At 62.4% G+C, this 11,876-nt stretch carries 10 protein-coding genes and 1 pseudogene; 5 read left to right on the forward strand and 6 right to left on the reverse strand.

What is annotated here, in order from left to right; translation table 11 throughout:
• Window positions 1-127: 127 nt before the first annotated feature.
• The gene (locus ACX3P1_RS08090) at window positions 128-826 is read right to left on the reverse strand and encodes a DUF2270 domain-containing protein (RefSeq protein ID WP_459079061.1); all 699 of its coding nucleotides are present in this window, start codon (window positions 824-826) and stop codon (window positions 128-130) included.
• Between the two features lie 423 nt (window positions 827-1,249).
• Here ACX3P1_RS08090 and ffh point away from each other — a divergent pair, with 423 nt between their 5' ends.
• From ffh to rpsP, 3 genes are read left to right on the forward strand one after another with little or no spacing between them, the layout of a single operon-like run.
• Window positions 1,250-2,833 carry a signal recognition particle protein gene (ffh, locus tag ACX3P1_RS08095; RefSeq protein WP_459079062.1) on the forward strand — a complete coding sequence of 528 codons (1,584 nt, stop codon included), beginning with the start codon at window positions 1,250-1,252 and terminating at the stop codon, window positions 2,831-2,833.
• Window positions 2,834-2,840: 7 nt separating this feature from the next.
• Entirely contained in the window at window positions 2,841-3,197 is a 357-nt protein-coding gene (locus tag ACX3P1_RS08100; RefSeq protein ID WP_459079063.1) for a chorismate mutase, read from the forward strand.
• Between the two features lie 43 nt (window positions 3,198-3,240).
• Entirely contained in the window at window positions 3,241-3,645 is a 405-nt protein-coding gene (rpsP, locus tag ACX3P1_RS08105) for a 30S ribosomal protein S16 (protein ID WP_459079064.1), read from the forward strand.
• A gap of 187 nt (window positions 3,646-3,832) precedes the next feature.
• On the opposite strand, the pseudogene ACX3P1_RS08110 reads toward rpsP, so the two are convergent.
• Together ACX3P1_RS08110 and ACX3P1_RS08115 are read right to left on the reverse strand one after the other, a co-directional pair.
• Window positions 3,833-4,090: pseudogene (locus ACX3P1_RS08110) on the reverse strand (glycine zipper domain-containing protein); the annotation flags it as partial.
• A gap of 201 nt (window positions 4,091-4,291) precedes the next feature.
• Entirely contained in the window at window positions 4,292-6,283 is a 1,992-nt protein-coding gene (locus ACX3P1_RS08115; protein WP_459079065.1) for a putative bifunctional diguanylate cyclase/phosphodiesterase, read from the reverse strand.
• A 282-nt stretch (window positions 6,284-6,565) separates the two neighbouring features.
• On the opposite strand from ACX3P1_RS08115, the gene ACX3P1_RS08120 reads away from it, so the two are divergent.
• Window positions 6,566-7,603, forward strand: a complete 1,038-nt coding sequence (locus tag ACX3P1_RS08120; protein WP_459079066.1) for a class I SAM-dependent methyltransferase — start codon at window positions 6,566-6,568, stop codon at window positions 7,601-7,603.
• Window positions 7,604-7,697: 94 nt separating this feature from the next.
• Here ACX3P1_RS08120 and ACX3P1_RS08125 read toward each other — a convergent pair whose 3' ends face one another.
• Window positions 7,698-8,486 (reverse strand): pyrroline-5-carboxylate reductase family protein, encoded by a 789-nt coding sequence (locus ACX3P1_RS08125; RefSeq protein ID WP_459079234.1) that lies wholly within the window; start codon window positions 8,484-8,486, stop codon window positions 7,698-7,700.
• A 77-nt stretch (window positions 8,487-8,563) separates the two neighbouring features.
• Window positions 8,564-8,992 carry an Lrp/AsnC family transcriptional regulator gene (locus tag ACX3P1_RS08130; protein WP_459079067.1) on the reverse strand — a complete coding sequence of 143 codons (429 nt, stop codon included), beginning with the start codon at window positions 8,990-8,992 and terminating at the stop codon, window positions 8,564-8,566.
• Between the two features lie 116 nt (window positions 8,993-9,108).
• On the opposite strand from ACX3P1_RS08130, the gene ACX3P1_RS08135 reads away from it, so the two are divergent.
• Window positions 9,109-10,212 carry a saccharopine dehydrogenase family protein gene (locus tag ACX3P1_RS08135; protein ID WP_459079235.1) on the forward strand — a complete coding sequence of 368 codons (1,104 nt, stop codon included), beginning with the start codon at window positions 9,109-9,111 and terminating at the stop codon, window positions 10,210-10,212.
• Window positions 10,213-10,476: 264 nt separating this feature from the next.
• Here ACX3P1_RS08135 and lpdA read toward each other — a convergent pair whose 3' ends face one another.
• Complete coding sequence (lpdA, locus tag ACX3P1_RS08140; protein WP_459079068.1) at window positions 10,477-11,874, reverse strand: dihydrolipoyl dehydrogenase; 1,398 nt, start codon at window positions 11,872-11,874, stop codon at window positions 10,477-10,479.
• Window positions 11,875-11,876: the final 2 nt, after the last annotated feature.

Genomic DNA, 11,876 nt, shown 5'->3' on the forward strand with positions numbered 1-11,876 from the left:
GGCGCACTCGCTTACGATCAAGGGATAATTGTGGCGGAGGGGCAATGTGAGGCGATTTTTCCGGTTCGCATCGGGACGATTCCAGCGCCAGAGAACCCGAAAACCGGTGCCTTTTCTCGAGTCTGCATCATACATGCACTTCGCCGAAATCACCCTCGCCGGCATCATCGGGCGTGCGCAGCGAGGCAAACAGCAGCCACAGGAAGAAGATCGCGACGCCGGCAACCATCAACCAGCCGGGGATGGGTCCGAAGCCGGCATTCGCCAGCACCTCCTGCAGCGAATGGGCCAAACCGGAGCCGGCATTCTCTTCCTGAAGGCGCGGCGTCGAGATCTTCAATATCCACGCCAGCAGCAGGATCAGGAACATCCAGATATAGTTGCGGCGCAGCCGACGCGAAAAAGCGTCGCCGTAGGAAATGAAGAATTTGGGCTGGCGCAGGCTCTGGCCGAGGATTTGCGTCCAGTTTGCCGAAAAGTCTTCCGCCGGTGAAAACAACTGCGCGAAATAATGCCGCTCCATCTGCCGCACCCGGAAGCGATAGACGTCGAAGAAACGATAACGCCGCGCCTCGATCATCAAAAGCAGATAGACCAGCAGCATGGCGAACAACAGCACGCCGTGATGGGCCGACGCCGTCGACAGCGAAACCGACAAAAGGGCCGCGACCACGGTGATCGCCCAATTGGTGGTGCGGTCGATGCGGTCGCGCCAGCCGGCCATGCGCGCCAGTTCGGCGCGGTAATAATGGACGGCGGCGGTAACGGTCTCCGAATGGTTTTCGGGCAGCGGCGAAGGCTGGATCTTTTTGCTGGTGTCCGCCATCGCCATGCCTCCCTGACTGCTTTCCGTCTGCTACGATATAGGGCGCTGTCGAACCCCGTCGCTCGTCTTTCTTGACTCTTCGGCGTTTTTCCTGTTTACACCGCGCGAATTCCGCGACGAGTTTTTCTCCGAGCAAGCCGACCGGGACGCCAAAACCTTTCGAGGCTAGGCCGTAAATCGATCCTGGAGGCCAACACCCGGCAGCGCTGTGCGCCCCCGGGTGCTTTTGGCTTTGGGTTTTTTGCCCAAGGGTTTACTTGGAAGCCTGGCGCGGACGCATTACCTCTCCGGCATCATCCGGGTGCCTGGGAAAAGGAAAAAGCATGTTCGAGAGCCTGCAAGAGCGCTCAAGAGGCGTGGAGGCCCGACGGGCCGACAGGGATCAAAAGGGAACCGAGGCGTTCAAGCGCTGCGGCATAGTCGATGTTTGAGTCCCTCCAGGAACGCCTTGGTTCCATCCTGGACGGCCTGACCGGCCGTGGCGCGCTGTCGGAAGCCGACGTCACGGCGGCCCTGCGCGAGGTGCGCCGCGCGCTGCTGGAAGCCGACGTTGCGCTGGAAGTGGTGCGCTCGTTCACCGACAAGGTGCGCGAAAAGGCCGTGGGCGCGGCCGTCGTCAAGTCGATCAAGCCCGGCCAGATGGTCGTCAAGATCGTCCATGACGAGCTGATCGCCATGCTCGGCGACGAAGGCGTCCCGATCGATCTCAACGCGCCCGCCCCGGTCGTCATCATGATGGTCGGCCTGCAGGGCTCCGGCAAGACCACCACCAGCGCCAAGATCGCCAAGCGCCTGACCGAGCGCCAGAACAAGAAGGTTCTGATGGCCTCGCTCGATACGCGCCGTCCGGCCGCGCAGGAGCAGTTGCGTCAGTTGGGCGAGCAGGTGAACGTCGCGACGCTGCCGATCGTCGCCGGCCAGACACCGGTCGATATCGCAAAGCGTGCCGTGCAGGCGGCCAGGCTCGGCGGCCACGACGTCGTCATTCTCGACACTGCCGGCCGCACCCATATCGACGAGCCACTGATGCTCGAAATGGCCGACATCAAGAAGATGGCGGCCCCGCACGAAATCCTGCTGGTCGCGGATTCGCTGACTGGTCAGGACGCCGTCAATCTGGCGAAAAGCTTTGACGAACGCGTCGGCATTACCGGCCTGGTGCTGACCCGCATGGACGGCGACGGCCGCGGCGGTGCCGCCCTGTCGATGCGCGCCGTCACCGGCAAGCCGATCAAGCTGATCGGTACCGGCGAAAAGATGGACGCGCTGGAGGAGTTTTATCCCAAGCGCATCGCTGACCGCATCCTTGGCATGGGCGACATCGTTTCGCTCGTGGAAAAAGCCGCCGAAAACATCGACGCCGAACAAGCGGCCGCGATGGCGAAAAAGATGCAGTCGGGCAAGTTCGACCTCAACGACCTTGCCGGGCAATTGCAGCAGATGTCGAAGATGGGCGGCATGGGCGGCATCATGGGCATGATGCCCGGCATGGGCAAGATGAAGGACCAGATGGCCGCTGCCGGTCTGGACGACAAGATGTTCGGCCGTCAGATCGCCATCATCTCGTCGATGACCAGGGCCGAGCGCGCCAATCCCGACCTTCTCAAGCACAGCCGCAAGAAGCGCATCGCCGCCGGCTCCGGCACGAATGCGGCCGAGATCAACAAGCTTTTGAAAATGCATCGCGGCATGGCCGACATGATGAAGGCCATGGGCGGCAAGGGCAAAGGCGGCGGCATGATGCGGTCCATGATGGGCGGGCTGGCCTCCAAGATGGGCCTTGGCGGGGGCATGGGCGGGATGCCCGGCGGCGGCATGCCGGACCTGTCGAAGATGGACCCGAAGCAGCTTGAGGCGCTGCAGAAGCAGGCCGAAGCGGCAGGCCTCGGCGGCGGACTGCCCAAGGGCCTGCCCGGCATGGGCGCCGGCGGCTTGCCGGGCCTTCCCGGCGGCATGAAGCTTCCCGGCTTGGGCGGCGGATTCCCGGGATCGGGCAAGAAGAAGTGAGGGTGCTGTGAACGAAGAAAAAGCCATCGCGGAAGCACGGAAAATCCTCGCGGATTACCGCGCTTCCATCGACAATATCGACGCAGCCCTCATCCACATGCTGGCCGAGCGCTTTCGCTGCACCCAGGCGGTCGGCGTTCTCAAAGCGACGCATGGCTTGCCGCCCGCCGATCCGAGCCGCGAGGCCGATCAGATCGCCCGTCTGCGCCGGCTGGCTGACGACGCGCATCTCGACCCGGATTTTGCGGAAAAATTCCTCAATTTCGTCGTGCGCGAAGTCATCCGCCACCACGAGCAGATCGCCGCTTCGAACAGCGGTGGTGATAAAAATGCCGCCTCAAACGGCGTGTCCGAAACCGGCTGACAACCAGCCGTCATCCAACAAACAGAGCTTTAGGAGAAAAAGAATGTCACTGAAAATCAGGCTGGCCCGTGCGGGTTCGAAGAAGCGCCCTTACTACCACGTCGTCATCGCCGATGCGCGCAGCCCGCGCGACGGCCGTTTCATCGAGCAGATCGGCTCATGGAACCCGCTGCTGCCCAAGGACGGCGACCGCGTCAAGGTTGACGCCGACCGCGTCAAGCATTGGCTCTCGCACGGCGCGCAGCCGACCGACCGCGTGATGCGCTTCCTCGACGAAGCCGGTATCGTCAAGCGCGAAGTCCGCTCCAACCCGACCAAGGGCGAGCCGGGCAAGAAGGCGCAGGAACGCGCCGCCCTGTTGCAGAAGGCGCAGGAAGACGCCGCTGCAGCCGTTGCCGCTGCAACGGCCGCTCCGGCGGAAGCCCCAGCGGAAGCCAGCGCCGAGTAAGCCTTCTTCCATCGCAAAAAATAAAAGCTGCGCGAGCCATCCGGTTCGCGCAGCTTTTTTTGTCAGGCCGAAACGCGGGCTACGCGTTTCGGATCGTCATGGTCCATGACCGATGCGATCAATAGCCGTTGTTGTAGTGCCGGCGCCTGTAATCGCGGCGGTCATAATCCCGGCTCTCGTAGCGATCACCGGACGGGCAGCGATCCACATAGACGCGGCCGCGACGGTCGCGGTAGCGACATTGGCCGCGCTCGCTGGCGTTGCCGATCAGCGCGCCGCCGACAGCACCGATGGCGCCGCCGATGATCGCGCCCTCAACCGGATCGCCGGCTACGGCGCTGCCGATGGCCGCTCCGCCGAGGCCACCAATCGCGGCTCCCCGTTCCGTCTGGGAACAGGCAGCAATCGGCAGCAACAACGCCACCATCACCAGAATCTTTTTCATCGTATCTCTCCGAAAATGTTGTCCCAGCCCTCAATGGCATCAGTAACGCACGAAAACACGATTCGATCCGAACAAGGCGGATAAAGGGCGGGGACGTTCGCCGCCCGCACTTTGTCTAACAGGGTGACTCGGGAGTTTACCACGATTACGGGCGCTCCAGCGTGTCCCGCCGCCCATCTTTCGGTGCTTCAGGAGCAGTCGTCAGGCCGATTGCATGGCGGATTTCGGCGGATGGCGATTGCCCAACTGTATCCGGAAATTCTCCGCCGGGGTCGGCCAGCCGATATGGTAGCCTTGCGCCTGGTCGATGCCCAGTTCCCGGATCAGGGCCATCTGATCCTCGCGCTCGACGCCTTCAGCCAGGATTCGGGGGCCGCGATTGCGGACCAGGCCGACAATATCCTGAAGCATCGTGCGACCTTTCGCGTCGCTGCTGCCGTTGATAAACGACCGGTCGATCTTCACCACGTCGAAATCGATCAGGCGAAGCCATGACAGCCCGGCGAAACCCGTGCCGAAGTCATCCAGCCATATCCGGATGCCCAGCAGCTTCAGGTCGCCGATGCAGCGAAGGACGTTCGAGCGCATGTCCATCTCGATGCCTTCGGTGATCTCGAAGGCCAGCCTGTTCCCGGAAGCGCCCGTTTCGCCGAGGATGGCGGCGACGGAAGACGCGAACCCCGCCGAGGCCAGCTGGATCGGCGAGACATTGACGCTGACGACGCCGATGTCGTTGTCCGCCAGCAGTTCCCGGCACGCCGTTCTGAGCGCCCAGCGGCCCAGTTCCAGGATAGCGCCGGTCCGCTCGGCCACGGGAATGAACTGGCTCGGCGGAACCACCGTCCCGTCGAAGGTCGTCAGGCGCATCAGGGCTTCCGCCGCCTCCACGCGCCCCGAGGCGACGTCCAGGATCGGTTGGTAGACGAGGGAAACAAGGCGCTGGTCGACCGCGATCTTGAGCAAGGCGGCGATGTTTTCGCTTTCGTCGCTGCTTTCAGGATCGTCAGGATCGAACAGCCGGGCACAGTTTCTGCCACTTGCCTTGGCCAGATAGAGCGCGCGGTCAGCCTCGTGAATGATCTTCTCCAGTTTCGCGCCGGCGCCCTGCCGGGTCAGGGACGCGCCGACGCTTACCGTGACGATGGCGGTGCCGTCGCGCCGGTGCTCATGCGTGACAGTCAGTTCCTCTACCGCCCGTCGGATCTCCTCCACCAGTGCGGCGACCTCTTTCTTTTTCCGCAGATGGGCCAAAACGATGAACTCTTCACCGCCGTAGCGGCCGATAGAGCCGTCATATCTGGCTATCGTGGCGCTAAGCGCGTTCGCGACGACGACGAGGCAGCGGTCGCCTTCCTGATGCCCGTAATAATCGTTGAACCGTTTGAAAAAATCGACATCGATCAGGACCGCGACAAAGCTTTTGCCGTCATGCTGCCAGTCGTTCCAGTATTCCTGCAGCTTTTCATCGACCGCCCGGCGATTTTGAAGGTTGGTCAGCGGGTCCGTTCGCGACAGCCGCAGCAGCGCCTTCCCGCGCTCCGTCGCCTCCCTGTGCTGGGCCTTGGCCTCCAGCGCGTTCAGGAACACCTTGTAGCGCTCCTTGTTCAGCTTCCAGTTCACGAAGGACGTGAACATGAAACAGGAAAGATAAAAGGTTCCAAGCGTGACCGTGTACGGCACGCTCGAAGAGAAAAAGGAAAGCGCGACAAAGAATATGACGAAGATGGTGCTGGACGATATGATGGAAATGGCGAAGCGAAAGCTGAAAAATAAATTGGCGCCCATCATGAAGATGGCGCCGAAAATCATGTAATAGGATAGGTTTTGCGTGTACGCCGTAGCCAAAGCCGGAATCAGCCAGCCGACATAGCCTGAAATGATCGCGGCAGCGCAGGTTATGTCGAGCCATTCCGTATGGACGGCTGCACGAACCTGCATTTCGATAGCGGCCAGAACAAGCACAGCGACGACAAGGCGAGCCGCGACAGTGACGACGGCGACGTCCGGGATGAGCAGGATATCGGTCCCCGCAAACAGCAGATAGACCGCGACCGCGAGCCACAGTCCCTTCCTGGCGTCGGCTCTCCGAACGCTATCGCCTTCCTGCCGGTAGAGCGCACGAAGCTCCTCTTCGCTCAGCTCCAGCTGCTTGCGAAGACCGCTGTCCACCAGGGCAGTCCATCCTTGGGTCATCGGCCGGTTCGTTCCGTTACGCCCGGCGGAGCGAGGAGTTTTTGCGCATCTTTGTGGAAATCGCTGTACTGCTCCGTCATTGCAATCGCCTAATCCCGCAGGCTGATAGTAACGGCTGCCTCTTACGGAATGTTACGCGATATTCCGTCAATTTTTCATAAACTGACGGCGGCCCATTGGCACAAGCCAAATCCGGAGCCGTCATAGATTTACGAAGCGGCTGGTCAAGTCTCTCGTCTCCCGATAAATTAGTTAAAATGCTAATGATTTGGGACTGACCACATGAACGAACTCGTCCTCGACGGTGAAAGTCTTATCACGCCCGAAGCGATCGCCGCCGAGGCGGTTTCCGCGAGAACCGGTTCCAGCCCCAACCTGTTTACGGGGGCAAGAGATCAGCTTGCACTTGTTCTCGGTATCGCGAAGCAGCAGTTCGAACAGGGAAAAGAACCCGCAGCCATCGTCGAGCGGACCGCTGCGGAACTCCACAAGATACGCGCCAGGATTGGCCCGGAAACCTGGCGCGAACTGATACCGGTCGCGCAGGACCATCCGGTATCCGATTTCTTTCTCCAGGACCCGTTTACGCGGTGGTCGTTCGAGAAGCCCAGGGGCTATTCCGGCGACGCGCAATTGCTCGACTTCATCTACGGGCATGCGAGCGTCGCAGCCGAGATCGCGAACGCCTCCGCGCTCGGCCAGGCCCTCTACGGCTACACGAAGGATGTCTCGTCATCGGTCGCCGTGCGGGAACGGCGCGATATCCTGACCCGGCATGTCGACGAGATCGCCGCCGCACGTGGCAAGGAAACGGAAATCCTGACCATTGCCGCCGGGCATCTGCGTGAGGCTGACCGGTCGGAGGCCCTGCACCAGGGAAATATCCGGCGCTGGGTAGCACTCGACCAGGATCCGCAGAGCGTCGGTTCCATCATCCGGGACTTTCGCGGAACGGCGGTCGAGGCGATCGACGGTTCGGTACGAGGCCTGCTGACCGACGCCTACGGGCTAAGCCGGTTCGACTTCGTCTACGCGGCGGGCCTCTACGACTATCTTTCCCACAAGGTGGCGGTAAAACTTACCCAGTGCTGCATGCGGATGCTGAAGCCGAACGGGGTCTTCCTCTTCGCTAATTTCGCCCAGGATATCGGCGTCGACGGCTATATGGAAACCTTCATGAACTGGGAGTTGCTGCTGCGCTCCGAAACCGAGATGTGGGACATCGTCAACGCCAGCGTCGACCGCAACGCCGTCGATGCCAAGGTGTTTTTCGGAGAGAACAAAAACATCCTCTACGGCGTCCTGACCAAGCGGGACTGAGCACCGCACCGAAAAATGGAATCGGTTTCGGGAGACATGCGAGAAAAAAGAGATCTAAAGCTCGGCAAGCGAATCTGAAAGATCGCGACGTGCTTTAGTCGCGTGAGAGAGACCGGGCTTTCAGGTAAGCGGCTTCGAGCCCGGCCCGCACGGCGGGGCCGAAGCCCAGTTCTCGCATCTTCGAGATCGCGGCAGCCGTCGTGCCACCATAGTCAACGAAGGCCTTGACGGTTTCTGCCGGCGTGGCGTCCTGCGTCTCAAAGATACGTGCGGCCCCGATCAATGTCTGGACGGCTGCCCGGCGCGCCACCTCGGAAGGGATCCCCCGATCGAGCGCGTCGGCAATCATGGCCTCGGCGAGCAGCGCGGGAAAGGCCGGCCCGGAACCCGTCATTCCCGTGAAATAGTCGATCAGGCCTTCGTCGGTTACGAGATCGACGCTGCCGCAGGCTTCAAAGAGAGAACAGACCGTTGCGCTATCGTCGGCCATGTCGGAGTGCATGAAGATCGGCGTATAGGAGGCCCGGACCGTCGCGGCAGCGTTCGGCAGCGCGCGGGCCAGGCGCGTTGCGCCGGTGCGCTGGCGCAGGCTTGCCATCCTGATACCGGCCATGACTGAAATCACCAGCTTTTCGGGGGCCCGGAAGGAAAGCGAGGGCCAGTCGCCCGGCTGGACCGAAACGATGATGATGTCGGACCCGGCGACAAGTTCGACATTGTCCCGTGTCCAGCGCCAGTCGCTCGGCCGGGCTGGCCTGGTTGACCGGTATGAGCAAGTGAGTTTTGCCGGGTCGACGGTCCCTGACGCGACGAGCGATTGAGCAATGGCTGAACCCAGCCACCCGGCTCCACCGATGATTCCGACCCGCTCAACGATCATGATGTCTTGCTCCCGTTTGAACAGCTGGCGCTTTGCCCGGTTTGATACAGACATTTGCATCGCCCGGAATCGCCACGCCGCTAGCGGTCGATTCGTGTCGAGAGAATGATCGAGGAGAGCGTGCGTTCCACTCCCTCCATCGCGCCGATGCGGTCGATCAACGCATCGAGATCGCCGATCGACGGCGACTCCACGATGACGATCATGTCGAAATTGCCGCTCACCGAGTGCAGCGTCTCGACCGACGGCAACGCCCGTAAGCCCGCAACCACCCGGTCGGCGAGCTTTGGCGTCACCGTCAAAAGCACATGCGCCCGCACCAGACCCTGCTCGTAGTCGCGCGACAGCCGCACGCCATAGCCGGCAATGACGCCGCGCGCCTCCAGCCGCTCGATGCGGCTTTGCACGGTGGTGCGCGACACGCCAAGCCGGCGCGCCAGTTCTGCCGTCGAAGCGCGCGCGTCTTCGCGCAAAAGCGCGAGCAGGGCTTGTTCGGCATTTGTCAGCATTATGACGATCCTGATCGGCGTAATGTCTAAAAGAGGGCGTTATATCGACGGATCGCACGCTTCCTTTCGTCTGGCAAGCTGCGATGCTGGACGAAACACACCATTCGGAGGGCATCATGAAGGAAATCGTCATCGTCGGAGCAGGCAAGATCGGCTCCACCATCGCCGCAATGCTGGCGGAAACGGGCGACTACGCCGTCACCATCGTCGATCGCGCCGCCGCCCAGCTCGAGGCGCTCGACCTGCCCAAGGGCGTGACGACGCTGGAATTGGATATCGCCGCCGAAGGCGCGCTCGAAAAAGCGCTGGCTGGCAAGTTCGCCGTCATGAGCGCCGCCCCCTATCACCTGACCACGCGCATCGCCGAAGCGGCCGCAAATGCCGGCGTGCACTATCTCGACCTGACCGAGGACGTCGCCTCGACGCGCCGCGTCAAGGAACTGGCGCGTGACGCCAAGACCGCGTTCATTCCGCAGTGCGGGCTGGCGCCAGGCTTCATCTCCATAGTCGCCAACGATCTCGCCAGCCGCTTCGACACGTTGGAAAGCGTGCGCATGCGCGTCGGCGCGCTGCCGCAATATCCGTCGAACGCGCTGAACTACAATCTGACCTGGAGCACGGACGGCGTCATCAACGAATATTGCGAGCCCTGCGAGGCCATCGTCGAGGGCGAACTGGTCGAAGTGCCGCCGCTGGAAGAGCGTGAGGAATTCTCGCTCGACGGCGTCACCTATGAGGCGTTCAACACCTCAGGCGGCCTCGGCACGCTGGCCGAGACGCTGAAAGGCAAGGTGCGCACGCTGAACTACCGCACCATCCGCTATCCCGGCCACGCGGCGATCATGAAGGCGCTCTTGAACGATCTCGGCCTGCGCCACCGCCGCGAGCTGATCAAGGACATCTTTGAAAATGCCTTGCCGGCAACGACGCAGGACGTGGTCATCGTCTTCGTCACCGTTTCGGGCCGCAGACAAGGCCGGCTCATGCAGGAAACCTACGCCAACAAGGTCTATAGCCAGCGCGCTGGCAAGACCGTCCGCAGCGCCATCCAGATCACCACGGCCTCCGGCATCTGCGCCGTGCTCGACATGCTGGCCGACGGCAGCCTGCCGGCAACCGGCTTCGTCCGCCAGGAAGACATTTCGCTCGACGCCTTCCTCGCCAACCGGTTCGGGCAGGCCTACGCCCAGCACGAAGCGGTGACACGGCTGGCCAGCTGATTTTTTCTCGACACGCATCGGCGCGGTCAAAAACCGCGCCGTCGCCGACAAGCGGCATAACCACCCCACCTCGTCATCCCGGAAGCCAGCGCCAGAGCGTCAGCGACGGCGTGGCTATCCGGGATCCATACCGTGACGATGGCGGTTGGCTGCTGGCTGCTGACACGTTCGCGTCCGACCCGGCTGTCGTCACGGCATGGGTCCCGGGTCTCACGGAGCTATGCTCCGATCGCCCGGGAGGACGCCGAGACAGTGTTCGGCACCTCAGATATGCAGCGCATGCCCAAGCGCCTTGAGCGCCGCTTCCTGAAACCCTTCGCCCTGCGTCGGGTGTGCGTGGATCGTTCCGGCGATGTCTTCCAGCCGCGCGCCCATTTCCAGCGCCAAGCCGAAGGCGGCCGACAATTCCGAAACACCCTGCCCGACCGCCTGGATGCCCAGCACCAGATGGTTGTCGGCCCGCGCCACCACACGCACGAACCCGTCCTCTCCTTGTCTGGTCATGGCGCGGCCATTGGCGGCGAACGGAAAGTTTCCAACCTTGACCTCCAGCCCCAGCTTTTTCGCTTCTTCCGGCGACAGGCCGGCGGTGACGAGTTCGGGATCGGTGAAGCACACGGCGGGAATCGCCCGCTTGTCCCAGCTTCGCTTGTGGCCGGCGACGATCTCCGCCACCATTTCGCCCTGCGCCATGGCCCGGTGCGCCAGCATCGGCTCCCCGGTGACGTCGCCAATGGCAAAGACGCCGCGCATCGAGCTGCGGCACTGGTCGTCGATGCGGACGAATTTTCCAGTCATCGCCAGGTCGATTTCCTCGAGGCCCCAACCGCCAGTCACCGGCCTGCGCCCGACCGTGACGAGCACCCTGTCCGCCCCGATCTTCTGATCCGCGCCGTCCGCCGCCTCGACCAGCAGCGCATCGCCCTTGGCCGAAAGTCCTTTCGCCTTGGTGCCGGTCAAAACCTTGATGCCGAGTTCTGCAAGCCGCTTTGTCACCGGCCGCGTCAGTTCGGCGTCGTATTGCGCGAGAATGCGCGGCAAAGCTTCGACCACCGTCACCTTGGAGCCGAGTTTGGCCAAGGCGGTGCCGAGTTCAAGCCCGATATAACCGCCGCCAACCACGGCCAGCCTTTTGGGTACTTCCGTCAAGGCCAAAGCGTCCGTGGATGAGATAACCGGCCCGCCGAATGGCAAAAACGGCAATTCGACCGGGGCCGACCCGGTGGCGATCACCACCGTCTCCGCGCGAATTATCTGCATGCCGGTCTCGGTCTCGACCTCGACCGTCTTGCCGTCGCGAAACCTTGCGCGGCCCGGAACCGTCTTGACTCCAGCCTTTTTGAGCAGGCTTGCAACGCCGCCGTTAAGCCGACTAACGATAGAATCTTTCCAGGCTATGGTTTTGGCCAGATCGAGCGTCGGGGCGCTCGTGGAAATGCCGAGCGGGCTGTTTCCCGCAGCCAGGTGCGAAACCTTGTCGAACTCTTCCGCCGCATGGATCAAGGCCTTTGAAGGGATGCAGCCCACATTGAGGCAGGTGCCGCCCGGCTTGCCCGCCTCGACGATCACCGTATCGATGCCGAGTTGGCCGGCGCGGATAGCGCAGACATAGCCGCCGGGACCCGCGCCGATGACAAGAAGCTTACAGGCGATGTCCTTCATGC

The organism is Mesorhizobium sp. A623 (assembly GCF_054489405.1).

Coding starts and splice junctions, on each gene's coding strand:
- ACX3P1_RS08090 (WP_459079061.1), bottom strand. CDS start 826: ATGGCGGACACCAGCAAAAAGATCCAGCCTTCGCCGCTGCCCGAAAAC.
- ffh (WP_459079062.1), top strand. CDS start 1,250: ATGTTTGAGTCCCTCCAGGAACGCCTTGGTTCCATCCTGGACGGCCTG.
- rpsP (WP_459079064.1), top strand. CDS start 3,241: ATGTCACTGAAAATCAGGCTGGCCCGTGCGGGTTCGAAGAAGCGCCCT.
- ACX3P1_RS08115 (WP_459079065.1), bottom strand. CDS start 6,283: ATGACCCAAGGATGGACTGCCCTGGTGGACAGCGGTCTTCGCAAGCAG.
- ACX3P1_RS08120 (WP_459079066.1), top strand. CDS start 6,566: ATGAACGAACTCGTCCTCGACGGTGAAAGTCTTATCACGCCCGAAGCG.
- ACX3P1_RS08130 (WP_459079067.1), bottom strand. CDS start 8,992: ATGCTGACAAATGCCGAACAAGCCCTGCTCGCGCTTTTGCGCGAAGAC.
- ACX3P1_RS08135 (WP_459079235.1), top strand. CDS start 9,109: ATGAAGGAAATCGTCATCGTCGGAGCAGGCAAGATCGGCTCCACCATC.
- lpdA (WP_459079068.1), bottom strand. CDS start 11,874: ATGAAGGACATCGCCTGTAAGCTTCTTGTCATCGGCGCGGGTCCCGGC.